Origin of the sequence: Roseibium album (assembly GCF_001404515.1) — a bacterium.
Classification (GTDB): domain Bacteria; phylum Pseudomonadota; class Alphaproteobacteria; order Rhizobiales; family Stappiaceae; genus Roseibium; species Roseibium album.
The window spans coordinates 45,051-62,199 of sequence record NZ_CXWE01000009.1 but is presented as its reverse complement, the minus strand read 5'-3'; the positions used below and the strand labels follow the sequence as shown (position 1 = coordinate 62,199).

General features: G+C 55.1%; 16 protein-coding genes. 5 read left to right on the top strand and 11 right to left on the bottom strand.

The features are described 5' to 3' along the window. Positions 1–13 precede the first annotated feature (13 nt). From hflX to dusB, 9 genes are all read right to left on the bottom strand, one after another. Positions 14–1,372, bottom strand: a complete 1,359-nt coding sequence (gene hflX / locus LA5095_RS26380) for a GTPase HflX (RefSeq protein ID WP_235808882.1) — start codon at positions 1,370–1,372, stop codon at positions 14–16. Positions 1,373–1,447: 75 nt separating this feature from the next. Then, the gene (gene hfq / locus LA5095_RS32175; RefSeq protein ID WP_172670818.1) at positions 1,448–1,705 is read right to left on the bottom strand and encodes an RNA chaperone Hfq; all 258 of its coding nucleotides are present in this window, start codon (positions 1,703–1,705) and stop codon (positions 1,448–1,450) included. Between the two features lie 188 nt (positions 1,706–1,893). Beyond that, positions 1,894–2,757, bottom strand: coding sequence for a D-amino-acid transaminase (locus tag LA5095_RS26370; protein WP_055120557.1), 864 nt, complete (start codon positions 2,755–2,757; stop codon positions 1,894–1,896). 101 nt (positions 2,758–2,858) lie between these two features. Then, a complete protein-coding gene (gene trkA, locus LA5095_RS26365; RefSeq protein WP_029065408.1) occupies positions 2,859–4,235 on the bottom strand; it encodes a Trk system potassium transporter TrkA in 1,377 nt (458 codons plus the stop codon). A 50-nt stretch (positions 4,236–4,285) separates the two neighbouring features. Continuing rightward, positions 4,286–5,653: a nitrogen assimilation response regulator NtrX gene (gene ntrX / locus LA5095_RS26360; protein WP_055120809.1), complete on the bottom strand. Its 1,368-nt coding sequence runs from the start codon at positions 5,651–5,653 to the stop codon at positions 4,286–4,288. Continuing rightward, positions 5,643–7,907: a sensor histidine kinase NtrY-like gene (locus LA5095_RS26355; RefSeq protein WP_055120555.1), complete on the bottom strand. Its 2,265-nt coding sequence runs from the start codon at positions 7,905–7,907 to the stop codon at positions 5,643–5,645. The genes ntrX and LA5095_RS26355 overlap by 11 nt, the downstream gene beginning before the upstream one ends. A 318-nt stretch (positions 7,908–8,225) precedes the next feature. Continuing rightward, positions 8,226–9,665: a nitrogen regulation protein NR(I) gene (gene ntrC, locus LA5095_RS26350; RefSeq protein ID WP_055120807.1), complete on the bottom strand. Its 1,440-nt coding sequence runs from the start codon at positions 9,663–9,665 to the stop codon at positions 8,226–8,228. A 2-nt stretch (positions 9,666–9,667) separates the two neighbouring features. Next, a complete protein-coding gene (locus LA5095_RS26345) occupies positions 9,668–10,810 on the bottom strand; it encodes a two-component system sensor histidine kinase NtrB (protein ID WP_055120805.1) in 1,143 nt (380 codons plus the stop codon). Between the two features lie 5 nt (positions 10,811–10,815). Beyond that, positions 10,816–11,820 (bottom strand): tRNA dihydrouridine synthase DusB, encoded by a 1,005-nt coding sequence (gene dusB / locus LA5095_RS26340; protein ID WP_055120803.1) that lies wholly within the window; start codon positions 11,818–11,820, stop codon positions 10,816–10,818. Between the two features lie 168 nt (positions 11,821–11,988). On the opposite strand from dusB, the gene LA5095_RS26335 reads away from it, so the two are divergent. The 5 genes from LA5095_RS26335 to LA5095_RS26315 all read left to right on the top strand — a co-directional run bounded on the left by LA5095_RS26335 (position 11,989) and on the right by LA5095_RS26315 (position 15,528). Then, positions 11,989–13,257 carry a bifunctional 2-C-methyl-D-erythritol 4-phosphate cytidylyltransferase/2-C-methyl-D-erythritol 2,4-cyclodiphosphate synthase gene (locus LA5095_RS26335; protein WP_082442917.1) on the top strand — a complete coding sequence of 423 codons (1,269 nt, stop codon included), beginning with the start codon at positions 11,989–11,991 and terminating at the stop codon, positions 13,255–13,257. After that, positions 13,250–13,774, top strand: coding sequence for a CinA family protein (locus tag LA5095_RS26330; protein ID WP_055120553.1), 525 nt, complete (start codon positions 13,250–13,252; stop codon positions 13,772–13,774). Before LA5095_RS26335 ends, LA5095_RS26330 begins: the two co-directional genes overlap by 8 nt. A gap of 91 nt (positions 13,775–13,865) precedes the next feature. Further along, on the top strand, positions 13,866–14,333 hold the full coding sequence (locus tag LA5095_RS26325) for a hypothetical protein (RefSeq protein ID WP_055120551.1): 468 nt from the start codon (positions 13,866–13,868) through the stop codon (positions 14,331–14,333). 186 nt (positions 14,334–14,519) lie between these two features. Next, on the top strand, positions 14,520–14,996 hold the full coding sequence (locus LA5095_RS26320) for a hypothetical protein (protein ID WP_055120548.1): 477 nt from the start codon (positions 14,520–14,522) through the stop codon (positions 14,994–14,996). 97 nt (positions 14,997–15,093) lie between these two features. Continuing rightward, entirely contained in the window at positions 15,094–15,528 is a 435-nt protein-coding gene (locus tag LA5095_RS26315; RefSeq protein WP_055120546.1) for a hypothetical protein, read from the top strand. A 20-nt stretch (positions 15,529–15,548) separates the two neighbouring features. Here LA5095_RS26315 and LA5095_RS26310 read toward each other — a convergent pair whose 3' ends face one another. Both LA5095_RS26310 and lipA read right to left on the bottom strand, forming a co-directional pair. After that, positions 15,549–16,001, bottom strand: coding sequence for a type II toxin-antitoxin system RatA family toxin (locus tag LA5095_RS26310; protein WP_055120544.1), 453 nt, complete (start codon positions 15,999–16,001; stop codon positions 15,549–15,551). A gap of 33 nt (positions 16,002–16,034) precedes the next feature. Beyond that, complete coding sequence (gene lipA, locus LA5095_RS26305; RefSeq protein WP_055120542.1) at positions 16,035–17,009, bottom strand: lipoyl synthase; 975 nt, start codon at positions 17,007–17,009, stop codon at positions 16,035–16,037. Positions 17,010–17,149: the final 140 nt, after the last annotated feature.

Here is a 17,149-nt window from a genome sequence, read left to right as displayed (position 1 = left end):
AAACCCGACTTTGTCATGAATTCGGTTGATCGTCGCTGTCATCAGAAAAAACATAGTCGGAAAACAATTCCCGAAACGGTCCGCGCTGCTTGTCTGAAACACGAACCTCGGCGGTCACGAAGTCTTCCCCGTCAACACGCTCCATCACGTCGGCCATCTGATAGAGTTTGGCGAGCAATGCGCCTTCCACGACCGGCAGTTTGACACTCAGGATATCGTCATGCCTGGCGATAAAGGCATCTATCCTCCCTGCGAGTTGCTCGATACCGGCGCCGGTAAGGGCCGACAAGGCCACCGGCCCTTCCTGCCCTGCTTCCGACAGCAGTTTTTCCCGATAAGCTTCGTCAAGACAATCGATCTTGTTCCAGACCTCGATAACGGGAGCGCCCGTCAGGGCATCAACACCCAGGTCACTGAGCGTCTTCTTTACATCCTCGGCCTGCGCTTCGGTGTCGGAGTGGGAAATATCCCGCACATGCAGGATGAGATCCGCTTCGAGAACTTCTTCGAGCGTTGCCCGGAACGCAGCCACAAGATGCGTCGGAAGATCGGAGATGAAGCCGACGGTATCGGAAAGGATGACCTCTTTGCCATGCGGCAGGGTTATCTTGCGCAAGGTAGGATCGAGCGTTGCGAACAGAAGATCCTTTGCAAACACATCCGATTCCGTCAGTCGGTTGAACAGCGTCGACTTGCCGGCATTCGTATATCCCACAAGTGCGACGACAGGCTGGGGAATTTTCTTGCGTTTTCTCCTGTGAAGGTTCCGCGTGCGACGAACGCCATCCAGCTGCTTTTGAAGCGCAATGATCCTGTCCTGGATCTGACGACGGTCGGCCTCGATCTGGGTCTCCCCCGGTCCACCCATGAAACCGGCGCCGCCTCGCTGACGTTCCAGGTGTGTCCACGAGCGGACGAGCCGGCTTTTTTGCCAGGACAGGTGCGCAAGATCCACCTGAAGGCGACCTTCCTTGGTCCGAGCCCTGTCTCCAAAGATTTCCAGGATGAGCCCTGTCCGGTCAATGACCTTTGTCTTCAACCGGCGCTCCAGGTTCCGTTGCTGAACAGGAGAAAGCGGATGATCGATCACGACCAGATCCAGGTCTTCACTGGCAACGATGCCCGCAAGTTCCGAGACTTTCCCGTCGCCGAAAAGAGTTCCCGGTTTGGGATTGTTTATCTTGACAACACCTGCGTGAAATATCTGAAGGTTGATCGCTGCGCTCAGACCGATTGCCTCATCCAGGCGCGCTTCCGGGCTTCTGTTGCCGCGCAGGTCCTGCTGGCCGGCATCACCACGCAGCTGTAGAACCGGCTCGATGATCATCGCACGGAAGGGTTGGGGCAGACGGTCCACCCCTGTATCTTTCATTCCAAGCGATTTTTGCCCCGGCTCTTCAGCACCGTTTGATTTAGAAAAATCGTCTGCGCGAGACTTCGGTTTCAATCAGCCAGCCTTTTCAGCGTTTTCCTCAGCCTGATCGAACAGTTGAACAGGACCATTTGGCATAATTGTGGAAATTGCGTGCTTATAGACAAGTTGAGAATGTCCGTCACGCCGAAGAAGGACGCAAAAATTATCGAACCAGGTCACGACTCCCTGCAATTTCACACCATTGATCAGGAAAATCGTGAGGGGAGTTTTTTGTTTACGAACGTGATTAAGAAAAGTGTCTTGGAGGTTTTGTGCGCGCTCAGCCATCAGTCTTTTTATCCTGTTTTACCCCCGGATGCGGCCGAGCATCCGGCGTATCGGCAGCTTACCTTCAAAAGCTATTCAATTTCAAACGCTAAGGTTTGACGAACTGCCCGCTTTTAGTTTGCCCACCAGAAAGAGCCGTCTGCCCCAACTCTTTCGTGTCTCATTTATACAGCCAGACAAGGCTAATCGAATCATGCCGTCTGCAAATCAGTAGCAGTATGGAACAATTCACGCAATCGGGTTGCAACCGAACCCGGATGCCCATTTCCGATTATTTTGCCATCGATACGTGTCACAGGCATCACAAGCGTGGATGCTGCGGTCACGAACGCTTCCTTGGCCTCGAAGGCCTCGGCCAGACTAAACGGCCTTTCGTCAAACGTCAGCCCCTCTTTTTGGACAAGATCAAGAACGACTGCGCGGGTGATCCCGCGCAGGATGCCATTTTCGGCCGGACGCGTGACCAGTGCACCTTCTTTCGTGACGATCCAGGCATTTGTCGAACCGCCTTCCGTCACATTTCCATCGGCATCTATGTACCAGGCTTCCTTGCCGCCGTTTTCTTTTGCGTGCTGCTTCGCCAGAACATTCGGCAGGAGCGCGATAGTCTTGATATCAACCCGCGGCCAGCGATTTTCCGGATAGCTGACGACGGCGATTCCCTTTTCGGCTTGCACCTGTGATGCCGCAGGACTGGTCGGCTTTGCTGTTACCACGATTGATGGAGCAACGTCTTCGGCAGGGAAAAAATGATCTCTTTTCGCAACGCCTCGCGTCACCTGTATGTAGACCAACCCGTTGACAACCCGATTGCGACGAATGACCTGCCTAATAACAAACTCGACGGCACTTCTGGCCATCGGCCAGTCGATCCGGAGCTCGTTCAGGGATCTGTGCAGGCGGTCCAGATGCCTGGGCATATCGACGATCTTGCCCTGCCAGACTTCACACACCTCATAAACGCCATCGGCAAACTGATAACCGCGATCCTCTACGTGCACCGCAGCATCGGCATGCCGAACATACTGGCCATTTACATAGGCGATCCGGCTCATGGCCCCTCCAAGCGAAACAAAACAACACGGCCTTTAGGCTCCGATCGCAGTTTTGACTGTTCGGTCGGGTAATTGCAAGAACAGAAAACGGGCAATTCGGCCTAAAAGAAATCGAGACTGACGCGGAACATTTGTTCTACCTGCCGGACCCGGTTCGCCACCGCAAAGATAACGATGCGGTCCTGCGCCTGAATTTGCAGGTCTCCATTGGGCGTAAGCACTTCTCCACCCCGGAAAACGGCACCAACCCTGATCCCGGAAGGCAAGTCGATGACGCGCAACGGTTTTCCGACCAGAGGAGAAGTATCGAGCGCTTCAGCCTCTACAATCTCGGCTGCACCATTTTGCAGAGAATGAACCCCTCTGATCCGCCCTCTGCGGACGTGCTGCAGGATCCTGGAAATCGTCACGGCGCGCGGATTGATGAAGGCATCGATGCCAAGCGCATTGGCAAATGCCGGATAGCTGGGACTGTTCAGCAGCGACAGCGACCGGCGGCAACCAAGTTTCTTGGCCATGACTGACGAAAGAATATTGACTTCGTCCTCGTTTGTGAGCGCGACCATCGTATCGGCGTCACCGGCATCGGCTTCGTTCAGGATGATCTGATCCAAGGCGCTACCGTGGAGAATGACGGACCGTTTCAATTCATCGGCAACAGACATTGCCCGTTCTCGTGACGACTCGATCAGCTTGATTTTTGTTCCGCTCTGGCGCTGTTCGAGAGCCTTGGCCACGTAAAGGCCGATATTGCCTCCGCCCGCGATAACAACCTTTGCGGCTTCTGGCTCCTCATGACCGAAAATGCTCAGCGTTCTCCGCACCTGATCACGCCGGGCGACAACATAGGCAAGATCACCGGTCAGAATGGAATCGCTGCTTTTTGGTACAAAAAGACGATGGTTGCGGTAAAGCCCGACGACGACTGCACCAAGGTCCGGAAACAGTTCGGTCAGCTGGCGCAGCGGTGTATCAACAACCGGGCAATCCTCTTCACACATGATCCCGACCACAACGACCTGATCGTCCGCAAATCGCACGGTTTCGACTGCACCCGGTAATGCCAGGCGCCTCAAGACCATTTCCCCAACCTCGATTTCTGGCGAAATGATAACGTCGATCGGCATGTGATCGCGCGAAAAGAGATTGCGCCAGCGCCCCTGAAGATAGGACTGTGCGCGAATGCGCGCGACCTTTGTCGGCACATTGAACAGGGAATGGGCCACTTGACAGGCAACCATGTTCACTTCGTCATAGAGCGTGACCGCCACGATCATGTCCGCTTCTTCCGCGCCAGCTTGCGCCAGAATATCGGGATGAGCGCCGTGCCCGACAAAGCCGCGCACATCGAGTTGATCACCTATGGCATTGATCAGCTGCGGCGAGGAATCGATCACGGAGACATCGTTCTGCTCTGCAGCGAGACGTTCTGCGATGCCGTAACCGACCTGACCGGCGCCGCAAATGACGATTTTCATGGGGAGACCCCTTTTCCGCTATGGACTTCCACGACCAGGCTTCACCGCTCTCAGGTCATTCCGAGTGTTTTCAGTTTGCGGTGCAGCGCAGAGCGTTCCATACCGACAAATTCCGCGGTGCGCGAGATGTTCCCGTCAAATCTCTTGATCTGCGCCTGAAGGTATTCGCGCTCGAAAATCTCTCGTGCTTCTCTCAACGGGACGGACATCAGGTGTTCGCCGGTTCCTGACGTCGGCAGGTTGGGCAGGGTTTCACCGATTTCCGACGGAAGCAGATCAGCGGTGATCGTGCTGTCAGGTTCTCCTCGGCTCAAAATCATGAGTCGCTCGACGTTGTTGCGCAACTGACGCACGTTCCCCGGCCAGTCATGGGTCTGCAAGACAGCCATGGCATCGTCTCCGATCGGACGCAGAGGTATGCCGGAAGCTCCGGAAATCTGTTCCATGAAATGGTGGACGAGAACCGGAATATCTTCCCTGCGTTCAGCAAGTCCCGGCACGCGCAGCGGAACGACGCTAAGGCGGTGATAAAGATCCTGCCGGAACAATCCAGACGTGATGTGTTCTTCAAGATTTTTTGAGGTGGACGACAGGATCCGGATGTCGACCTGAACCTTTTGCGTCCCACCGACACGCGCAAAACTTTGCTCGACCAGAACGCGCAGGATCTTGCCCTGTGTCTCGGCAGGCATGTCGGCAACTTCATCAAGATAGAGCGTTCCGCCATGCGCTTCTTCCAGCGCGCCGATTTTCCTCAGATTGCCGTTTTCGTCCTCGATTCCGAACAGCTCTTCTTCCATCCGCGCCGGCGTAATTGTTGCCGCGTTCAACACCACGAACGGGCTCTTCGTGCGAAGCGACTGATCGTGGATCATCCGCGCGGCGCGTTCTTTTCCCGCGCCGGAAGGACCGACAATCAGGATGCGGCTGTTCGTTCCGGCTATTTTCTGGATCGTCTGGCGCAGATTGTGCGCTGCTGACGAACTGCCGATGATATCGCTGGTCTCGCCACTGCGTTGCTTGAGATCCCGGATCTCCCGCTTCAGGCTGGACGCTTCAAGTGCGCGTTCGACAATGTGGACGAGACGGTCCGCCTTGAACGGTTTTTCAATGTAGTCGTAGGCACCACGCTTGATCGCCGAGACAGCGGTTTCGATATTGCCGTGACCCGAAATGATCACGACCGGAAGATCCGGGTCTGTTTCCTTGAAAACATCCAGGAGGGCAAGTCCGTCAAGACGGCTTCCCTGTAACCAGATGTCCAGGATGACAAGCGACGGCTTGCGTTCCTTGACCGCGGCAAGCGCACTGTCGGAATCACGTGCGGTCCTTGTGCCGTACCCGTCATCATCGAGAATACCCGCGATCATTTCACGAATATCGGTTTCGTCGTCTACGACCAGAATATCATGCGCCATGTGCTGCCACTGCTTGATCTTGTTCTTCGCTTTCCGATGCGGACGCAGCATCAGCTGCCAGCGTCAAACGCACCAGAGTGCCTGTTTCATCGGGGGTTGATTTGGGGGCATCGAGCAATTCGACGCCACCACCGTGGTCTTCCAGAATTTTGCGGACAATCGCAAGACCGAGGCCCGTGCCCTTCTCGCGGGTCGTCATGTATGGTTCTAGCAGTCGGCTTCGGTTTTCTTCAGGTAAACCGACGCCATTGTCGATCACATCAATGACAATACGACCAGAATTGTTATCCGTTTCACCGCGCAGATGAACGGAAACCACACCTTTCGGTGTATCCTCGCCAGAGCGCGCAGCGACGGCCTCCGTCGCATTCTTGACGACATTCGTCAGTGCCTGACCGATGAGACGCGGGTCGAAAACCGCCTTGACCGGATCGCCTGGAACATCTGCCGTAACCGATATCTCCGGATTGGCGACTGATTGCATGAACGCAGCATCGCGTACGGCTTCTCGAAGATCGCCGGAAACCTTGTTAGGTTTCCGCATTCGCGCAAAGGACGAAAACTCGTCCACCATCTGACCGATGTCGCCGACTTGCCGGACAATCGTATCGATACACTGATCGAAGACTTCGCGATCTTCTTCGATCCGCTTGCCGTAACGCCTGCGAATGCGTTCCGCCGACAATTGGATCGGGGTCAACGGATTTTTGATTTCGTGGGCAATACGTCTCGCAACATCCGCCCATGCCGAATTGCGCTGTGCCGATACCAGATTGGTGATGTCGTCCAGCGTCACGACGAACCCATGCTCCCTTCGGGTGGATTGTTCGCTTGTGATGCGAACGCTGACCGTTCTGAGTCGCCCGCCCCTTGTTATTTCGATCTGGGTTTCCGGCAGTTTTTCGCTGTTGTTTTCAAGAACACTGCCGATGCATTCAGCAAGTTCGGGAACCACCTCTGTCAGAGGTTTGTTGAGGATCTGAACCTCGTCAAGTTGCAAGAGTTCCAGGGCTGACCTGTTGATCAGCATGATCGAGGCTTCGTCATCAACACCGATGACGCCCGTCGAAACACCTGACAGGACAGCTTCATTGAACCTGCGCCTTCGATCAATCTGCTCGTTTGCCGCAAGCAGGGCATCACGTTGTCCAAGCAATTGGCCTGTCATCTTGTTGAATGTCTGGCCGAGGTTGGTCAGGTCACCACCGGATTTGTCGGTCTGTACCTTTACCGCAAGGTTGCCTTTGGAAACTTCATCGGCAGCAGAAATCAGAACCCTGATCGGAGAGACCAGACGATTTGCGAAACCGAAACCGATCCAGATCGCCGACAGGAGCAATATCAGGGCCACGCCCAGATAAACCAGGGCAAAGGCAACCTGCACGCCGAATCGGCTGCTCTCCATCTGCTGGTACTGCGATGCCCCCGTTTCGGCAAGACGCAGGTATTCCACCACCCGAGGATCAATCACGCGCACCGCATAAAGATAAAAGTCGTCATACGCGGACAGCTTCATGACCCCGCCGACAAGATTGGACTTGCCGGGCGCAATGAGGATGGGATCCCCCGACTTTGCCTTGAAGAAACTGTCGGCCGGTGGCAACGGGATCTTGGCGTTTGGATCAAGTATGACCCGTGTCACGACATCACCCTTTCCGTCCAGTATCATCGCGCCAAGGATCCCGCGAAGCGATACTTGTGTCGCAAAGAACTGGTCAAAGCGTGTCGGCTCGAATTCGTAAATCGCCTTGGCGCGATCGATATCCTTCGTCATTGCGATCAGATCGCCACGAAGCACTCTGGCGTGCTCCTGTAGATAGGCCTGCGCAACTGTCAGGGCATTGTCGATGATTTGCCGCGTACGATCCTCAAACCAGCGATCAAGCCCCCTGTCGAGCGTAACCGCTGCCAGGATTGCCATCATCACAGCGGGCACCGCTGCAACCAGGCTGAAGAGGGCAACCACACGAACATGAAGCCGCGCTGCCGCGCGCCCTCGCCTTCGCGCCTGCCAGAGCTTCACAATTTCGACGGAGACCACGCCCAGAAGCACAACGGCAAGAGCACCGTTGATCGCCATCGCCGTCATAATGACATTTCGTGTCGGATCGACCGAGGTCAGCCCCATCAGGATGACAAATGTCACCGCAATGGAGATCAGCGCGACCACCATCACCGCAAGACCGGCTCGTCGCCAAAGCTTGCCCGAAGCACTTGATTGCACGACGGATTGCTGAACTGTTTCCAGTATCATGCAGCCTCTAGAACATCTCTGGCCGCTGAATGAATGCGGCTCGAACGAATATTTGCTGCAAACTTATCACACAATGTTGCGAAATTACGACAGACTTGTCCCACGCCTGGAATTTTGCGGTGGACGAGCGGTGTATTATAATCAAACGCCTGAAAAATCGGACAGATTCAGCTTTCTTTCGTAACCGAATTTGCCTTGTGCGACTACAACATGTCGTGAGATTGCCTCGGGATTAGATATGGAACACCCCTCCCTGCCGCTCCCACGAGCTGAAGACGGAATGGAGCCGCGTGCATGAAACCTGGTGGAAAGTTCCGCTTATCGAGCCGAACGCAGAACCTGAATGTCCAGATCCCTGATCTTTTTCCGCAAGGTATTTCGATTGACACCCAGGAGCTCTGCCGCCTTGATCTGATTGCCCCGGGTCGCGGCCAGTGCTGCACTGATCAATGGATATTCGACTTCCCGTAAAATGCGGTGGTAAAGCCCCGGAGGTGGAAGTGCCTCCCCAAAGGTATCAAAGTATCCGGAAAGATATCTCTCGACGGCTCCTCCCAAATTGATTGTCTCGGTGACTTCCTCTGTTGCCGTCGCAGTTTCCTGCTGGCTGAGTTCCTGCTCCAGAAGGCTTTCACTGATAACATCCTGCGGGTAGAGCGCTGCGAGACGGCGGACGAGGTTTTCCAGTTCTCGCACGTTTCCCGGCCAACGGTAGCGCCGAAGCATGTTCAGCGCGCCCTGATCTATCTGTTTGGCCTGCAGGCCTTCCTTTTCCACGAGGGAGAAAAAATGGCGCGCCAGATCCGGGATGTCCTCAACCCGTTCGCGCAGCGGAGGCAGTCGGATTGGAACCACATTCAACCTGAAATACAGGTCTTCCCGAAACAGGCCCTGATTGATCAGGTGCCTGAGGTCCTTGTTCGTCGCCGCAACAATGCGAACATCGGTTTTGATCGGTGTACGCCCGCCAACGGTCGTGTACTCGCCCTGTTGCAAGACGCGCAGAAGCCTTGTCTGTGCCTCCATCGGCATGTCGCCGATTTCATCGAGGAACAAAGTACCACCGTCTGCCTGCTCAAAGCGGCCCGAACTACGGTTCTGAGCGCCGGTAAACGCTCCCTTCTCGTGCCCGAACAATTCAGCCTCGATCAGGTCACGAGGTATTGCGGCCATGTTGATTGCCACGAACGGACCGTTTCGCCGCTTGCCATAGTCATGGAGCGCGCGTGCCACGAGTTCCTTGCCGGTTCCCGACTCCCCATTGATCATTACTGTCAGGTCGGTTTGCATAAGGCGCGCCAGGACGCGATAGATCTCCTGCATCGCGGGTGATCTGCCCACGAGCGGCATGCCCTCGCCTGCATCGTCCATGTCAAGCGCCGGCCGTTTCTTGGGCTCCTCCATGGCCCTCTGGACGATGTTCGTGAGCTCTTTCAGATCAAAGGGCTTTGGCAGGTACTCATAAGCACCTTTTTCGGACGCCTTGATTGCAGTCATGAAGGTGTTCTGGGCACTCATCACCAGCACAGGCAACTCGGGCCGCATTTTTTTCATGCGTGGCAGGACATCAAAGATGTTTTCATCCGGCATCACGACGTCGGTAATCACCAGATCCCCGTCACCGGACGAGATCCAACGCCAGAGCGTCGAGGCGTTCGAGGTCAGGCGAACCGTATATCCCGCCCTAGACAGCGCTTGATTGAGAACGGTGCGAATGGCAGCGTCGTCATCTGCAACAAGGATTGTACCCGTCGGCATTGTCATTCAATTCCTCGGCTATTCAGATCGGAAACCGGATTTCCACCTTCGGTGAAAGCCGGCATCAGGATGCGGAAAACGGTTCTTTCGCGCTGGCTGTCGCACTCGATGACGCCGCCGTGATCCCCAATGATCTTGGCAACCAGTGCAAGGCCCAGCCCGGACCCGTTTGTCTTGGTCGTGATGAAGGGTTCGAAAAGGTGCGGCAGTAGATCGTCCGGTACGCCGGGACCATTGTCCTGCACGCAAAACTCCAGCGGCAGGCTCACGCGGGCCTCGGTGCCGGGCACAGACAGCCTGACGCCTGGACGAAAGGCCGTTGAAATCCGGATTTCTCCATCCGGGTCATCGCCGATTGCCTCACTGGCATTCTTGACCAGATTCAGAAAAACCTGCATGAGCTGGTCCTTGTTCGCATAGACCGGCGGCAGAGACGGGTCATAGATTTCAACAATTCGCTTGTTGCGTGCAAACCCTTTGTCGGAGAGGCTTTTTACGCGATCCAGGACTACATGAATGTTGACCGGGTCCCGTTCGATAGGCCGCTCATCGGAAAAGACCTCCATGCGGTCGACCAGTCTTACGATACGGTCTGTTTCGTCCATGATGAGCCGTGTCAGGGATCTGTCGTCATCTACAACAGATTGCTCGAGCAATTGGGCCGCACCTCTTATTCCCGACAAGGGATTCTTGATCTCGTGCGCCAGCATCGCGGCAAGGCTCGTTACGGTTCTCGCTGCGCCTCTCGAAGTCAGTTGCCGATCAATTTTTTCAGCCATTGTGCGTTCTTGAAACATCAACACGACCGCGCCGGGACGATCGGCGACCGGGGCGGCGTTGATGTCGACAATCTTGGGTGCGCCGATGCGAGGCGAACCGATATCCACCTTGTACTCGTTGACCGGAGCAGCCCTTTCACGAACCTGATCGATCAACGTCAGCAAGGGACTGCCGAAGGGGACAAATTCACTGATGGGATGGCGCCTGAGAAAGGACGCGCTCGACCGCATGAATATCTCGGCTGCCATATTGGCGGATTCGATCACACCGTCAGGGGCGACAAGCAGGACCGGGTGCGGCAGCGCATCCAAAATGGTAGGCCCGTCACTTGCGAGCAAGGCCGCTCTGGCGCTCTCGGATGTCATTTCACTCACGCAGCTACCCGATCTTTTGAAGCAGAGAACCAATCTGATGCAAGGCGCAAAATTTCTGACGGCTGGTTCGAGGTCATGAGAGCCTTCCGTTCCGCTCCAGGCATCTGATCTCCTCCAAGCAAACACGCCTCGTCGAGATACCAGCCCAGGTGTTTGCGGGCGATGCGCACACCTGCGAACTGTCCGTAGTGACCAAGAATTGACTCGTAGTGTTCCGAGACGAGATCCGCGAGCTCGTGTCCCGAAGGCGGAGAAAGCTTTTCTCCTGTCGCGAGATAATGCCCGACATGCCCCGGAAGCCAAGGACGGCCATAAGCGCCCCGTCCGATCATCACACCATCAGCGTTGGAGGCTTCGAGCATGGCTTCCGCGTCCTCGATGCTCTTGCAGTCGCCGTTAGCAATCAATGGCAGCGAAATCGCCCTCTTAACGTCCCCGATTGCGCACCAGTCCGCCGTCCCCTTGTAGAATTGGCAACGTGTCCGGCCGTGGACGGTAATCAACTGAACACCTGCGCTCTCTGCGCGTCGTGCCAGCTCAGCTGCGTTGAGAGACCTGTCGTCCCAACCCAGCCGCATCTTTACGGTCACCGGAACATCGACAGCTTCAACTGTCGCTTCAATGAGCGTCAGCGCATGATCCAGGTTTCGCATCAACGCCGACCCGGAATAACCTGAGGTCACCTTTTTGGCGGGGCATCCCATGTTGATGTCGATCACATCGGTACCCATGTCTGCGATGACCTTGGCTGCCTCACCCATCCAGCGGGCTTCCCGGCCGGCAAGCTGAACCACGTGCAGTCCGCCATTCTGGGCTTCGGCGCGCATCTGGGTTTCGGCATCCCCCTTCACAAAGGATTCGCTGGCCACCATTTCACTGACGACCATGCCGGCGCCATACCGCGCGGCAAGCTTGCGAAATGGCAGATCCGTCACGCCCGACATTGGCGCAAGAACCGCACGGTTCGGCAAAACGTGTTGACCGATCGTAAGAGTTTTCATTGGTTCCGGCACAAGGCTCTCATTTCTGCTTATTACCTGTGCAAATTTTAATATGCCTATATTGTAGACATTTTCTGCAGCGCAACAAGTCAAAATTTGCGAATTGACAACGTTCGTCGTTAAAGACGGTCAGTGATTTTATCCGGACCGGGTTCAAGGAGATCGCATATGGAAAAAACAGCTGCTGCTCTTGTCGTTGCGGCAGGGCGTGGCGCACGCCTGGCAGATCCTGAAAACACCCAGCCGAAACAATACCGGCATATTGCCGGTAGGCCGGTCCTGTCACATACATTGGACGCCCTGGCACGTCATCCCCGAATTTCCGTTGTCCTGACCGTCATTCATCCGGACGACGTAGCGCTCTATGAAGCGGCTGTCGAAGTGTCGGCGCCTGAAACGTCCGCAAAGCTGCAGCCCTTTGCCTATGGCGGGAAGACCCGCCAGCAATCTGTATTGGAAGGCCTGAAGACCCTTGGCGAGACCGGATGCGATTTCGTTCTCATTCATGATGCCGCACGCCCGTTTGTTTCACCTGTTGTTGTCGACGCGATCCTGTCATCGCTTGATGACGGTGCAGACGGGGTGCTTGCCGCTGTACCGATTGCCGATACTCTCAAAAAGACAGTTGCACCCGACACTCCGCTTGAAACAATTGACAGAAACGGCATATGGGCGGCCCAGACACCTCAGGCTTTTCCGCTGGAGAAAATTCTGACTGCGCACCTGAAAGCCGCCGAGGAAGAAAAGACGGAGTTCACGGACGATACCAGTCTCGCGGAATGGGCCGGGGAAACCGTTCTACTCAGCGAGGGCGACCCGCAAAACTTCAAGATAACAACAGCACGTGATCTCAAACGCGCAGACCGGCAGGCAAGACAATATTCAATGGCAATCAGGACCAGTTCAATCAGGCCACTGTCTGAACTCCAGGATGTACGCACAGGCATCGGCTATGACGTGCATGCATTCGACAAAGGGGATGCAGTCATACTCGCTGGCGCGAGCATTCCTCACACACGGAAACTGAAGGGACATTCCGACGCCGACGTTGTGCTGCACGCGGTTACAGATGCAACACTTGGCGCCATTGGTGAGGGCGACATCGGCAGCCACTTTCCTCCAAGTGATCCGCAATGGAAAGGCGCCTCGTCAGACATTTTTCAACGCGATGCGCTATGCAGAGTGAACAAGCTCGGCGGAAGACTTGCGCATGTGGATGTGACAATCGTCTGCGAGGAACCGAAGATTGGACCATATAGAAGCGAGATCCGTGAATCGTTGGCCCGGATCTGCGACATTCCCGTGTCCCGCGTTTCAGTAAAGGCCACGACCTCTGAAAAACTGGGGTTCACGGGCCGCAGAGAGGGGATTGCCGCTCTTGCAAGTGTTACGGTGCGTCTGCCTTTCGACGAAAACGAGCAACACCAAGATGACTGAAAAAACACTGACTGGATTGGATGACCTTGCACCTCTTGCTGTCAGGGTTCTGGACGAGCTGAAGTTCAGGGGCAAAATGATTGCAACAGCAGAATCATGCACGGGAGGCCTTATTTCCGGGACCCTGACCGAAATAGCCGGGTCATCGGCTGTGGTCGACAGGGGCTTTGTCACCTATTCAAACGAAGCAAAAACGGAACTGTTGGGCATCCCGGCAAATCTCATATCAACCATGGGTGCCGTCAGCAAGGAAGTTGCCGTTGCAATGGCAGAAGGAGCCCTGTCCCGCTCCCGTGCGGACATTGCTGTTTCAGTCACGGGCATTGCGGGTCCAGGAGGCGGTTCACACGAAAAGCCGGTCGGTACGGTTCACATTGCAATCGCAACACGTGATGGGTCCACCCGGCACCTTCACTGCTGGTTTGCAGATCGCGGTCGACAGACAATTCGTCTTGAGACAGTGCAGACTGCACTTACGTCAGTTCTAAATTCGCTTGATTCTGAAAGCACTTATTAACGCTCCCTCGCATTCTTGCTGGGTTCTGATCCTGTGACAGAGTATAGTCCACGAAGATTGGGCGACAACTTTTCCCGGACAGATCCTGCAAATGAAAACCCGTATAGCGATCCTTTTTGCCGTCTTGAGCCTGGCCACATCGGCACTTGCCGAGACGATACCGCAACCGGGCGACTATTACCTGATCTCCAGAGATCCGGATGGCAAGTTTCTCGGCAGCCACAAACTGTTCAAGGAACGCGCCGCCGAGACCCATCAGTTGGCTTACTGTTCCCGTCGATACTTCGTGCGCGGCAATTCGATTGCCTGGACACAGATCGAGGTCGAACGTGGCAATACGGTTCACGTCGAGTTCAATTTCGGTCGCGGTTGGCGTCCTATCTGCGCAAACCCCGAGCGCCAGGTCACACTCACTGACATCGGAGTTAAACTGAGCGCCCGCGAATATCTTGCGAGCCTTGAAGAAGGCGAACCACCGATCAACCGCCTTGCAGCAATCGGCGCAATTTTTCGCGCAGAAACCACAGATAAATCTGACGGAAGCTTCCACAGCCACTGAGTCTGGTCGATGCCAGATCCGAACCTGGGAAGACGTAACTCCTGGTATTTTAAACTTTTAATAAAACGCCCTGTCCACTCTCAATCTGATCTACAAGAACCCATTTTATTTTCAAGCAAACAAGACAGAAATTCTCGTTGGACAAAGCAATGACGCGAACGGATTTCGCGATAGGGATAGCTAATCATGTGGTTTCAAAAACTATTGTTCACGACAGCAATTCTCGTTGCTTCTGCCTCCGGTGCCATCGCACAGAGCGCAATCCCGAAAATTGGCGATATCTATATTATCTCGCGGGACGACAACCGGATTTTTCGAGGGTCACACAGGATTTACACAAGGCAAGCCGACGGATTGGTTGAAGTCGAATATTGCAACCGATCCTATTGGGTGCGTGCCGCGACTGTCGCGTGGACACAGCTGGAAGTAGAGCAAAGTTTTGTTGTGCGCGTGGAGTTTAACCGGGGCAAAGGCTGGCGTCCCATTTGCAGCCATCCGGAAGAACAGGTCACGCTGAGAGATCTTGGCATTACTGAAGATCCACGGGTCGTTATCCAAAACGATGGGCCGACCGTCGACAAGGTCAAGCGTTTTGCGGCGATCCGAAAGGCATTCAACCCGAAGGGAACGGAAAACGCTGCACAGTCGTTCCATGACGAGTAAATCGAATTGTCGATGAGCCGGTAACGATCGAGTAAGTTAATAAATGCATAATCAAGCTTGTTGGGGGTGAAACCGGGCTCGTAGAGGGAATTCGAGCATGAAACACTCTGTGGCATGTCTGATAGTTGCGTTGGTAACCGGCTCCGCTTTTACGAGCACTGCATTCGGTCAAAGTGATTTTTACATCCGTTCCCAGTTTTCCAATGGGAAATTCACCGGGTTTCATGAAATTCTGACCGAGCCGGAACCCGGTTACCACCAGGTAAGCTACTGCGACCGGGTTTTCTGGGTATCCTCCACCACGGTGATCTGGACCGAAGAGCAGAACGCTGCGGGCCAAACCCTCGTTCTGGAAGAAAACGACGGCTCCAGCAGAACCATCGTCTGCTCGGACAACGCAGCCTTTGCGACGCTTGACGACCTAGGCCTTTCCAGGCGGGAAGTCGCGAAAATTCGGCGTGCAAATGAGCCGCTCGATATGAAATCCAGTCGGCTGCGTACGATCCGCGACGCATTCAAGCAGTTCAAGTAAGCATTTGTCAGGAGTTCGCGTCAGGTGCCATAAACATCGTCGGCACGCGCCTCGAACGCACTGGAAAATTTCCGGAACGCCTTGTCGAACATGACACCCATCAGGGATCCGAGCGTTCTGCTTTTGAATTCGTAGGTAATGAAAAAGCCGACATCGCAGCTCCCTTCACCCTGGTCTTCAAAAGTCCATTTGTTTTCCAGGTGCTTGAAGGGGCCATCCAGGTACTCAACGAGAATCGAACGGTCCTCGGGACGCAGTTCTACGCGGCTCGTGAAGGTTTCCTTGAACAGCTTGTAAGCAACCGTCATGTCGGCGACAAGCACCGTGCGGCCATCTTCCATCTCTTTACGGCCCCGCACATGCAGCCCCTGGCAGAGCGGCACGAACTGGGGGTATTGCTCGACATCCGCGACAAGACGGAACATGTCCTCGGCGTTGTGATTGACCCTGTGAGTGGAAGAAAAACTCGGCATGCAGTTTTAACCGGTTCCGTACAGTAAGTGTCTTCAATGACCGAGTTTGGCTTTCCGGGCAGCCCGCAGGTCCGCAAAATCCTCACCCGCATGATGTGAGGACCGCGTCAACGGGCTGGCCGACACTTTCAGAAAACCCTTTGCGTACGCAATCCGCTCATAAGCCTTGAACTCGTCCGGCGTTACGAACGACAAGACCGGATGATGTTTCCTTGAAGGTTGCAGGTATTGACCAATCGTAAGAAAGTCCACGTCTGCAGCACGCAAGTCATCCATCAATTGCAGAACCTCGTTTCGAACCTCGCCAAGCCCGACCATGATACCGGACTTTGTAAACATCTCCGGATCAAGCTCCTTCACCTTCTGGAGAAGACGAATGGAATGAAAATACCGTGCGCCTGGCCGGACGGTCAGATATTTCGAAGGGACTGTCTCGAGATTGTGGTTGAAGACATCCGGTTTCGCGGCCGCCACAATTTCCAGGGCACCTTCCTTGCGCAGGAAATCCGGTGTCAGAACTTCGACTGTCGTCTGCGGCGCGGTTTTACGGATCGCGGCGATCACATTGGCGAAGTGTCGGGCGCCGCCGTCTTCCAGATCGTCACGATCGACGGAGGTGATAACGACATGTTCCAGACCCATGGTCGCCACGGCATCAGCAACACCTTGCGCCTCGTTGTGATCAACCGGTCCGGGCATCCCTGTCTTAACATTGCAGAAGGCGCAGGCCCGCGTGCAGGTATCCCCAAGGATCATGAAGCTCGCATGCTTCTTTGACCAGCACTCGCCGATATTGGGGCAACCGGCTTCTTCACAAACAGTCACGAGGTTGTTGTCGCGCACAACGTCTTTCGTTTCGCGATAAACCTGTGACGTCGGCGCCTTGACGCGGATCCATTTTGGCTTGCGCTGGATTGGATTGTCAGGCCGATGAGCCTTTTCCGGATGGCGCGGACGGGCAGCCGTTTCCTGCTGCGGGCGATTGAGCGTGTCGACGATCGTAACCATGCGCCTTAAGTGTCGTTATTCCGTTGAAAGGTCAAGCCATAAAGGCGTTGAGACTGCTATGTGCTGAGTGCAGATCTGCGAAGGTCTGAGGAGGTCCGCCAACAGTCGACGGGCAGTTTCCGACAATAGGGGGACAACTC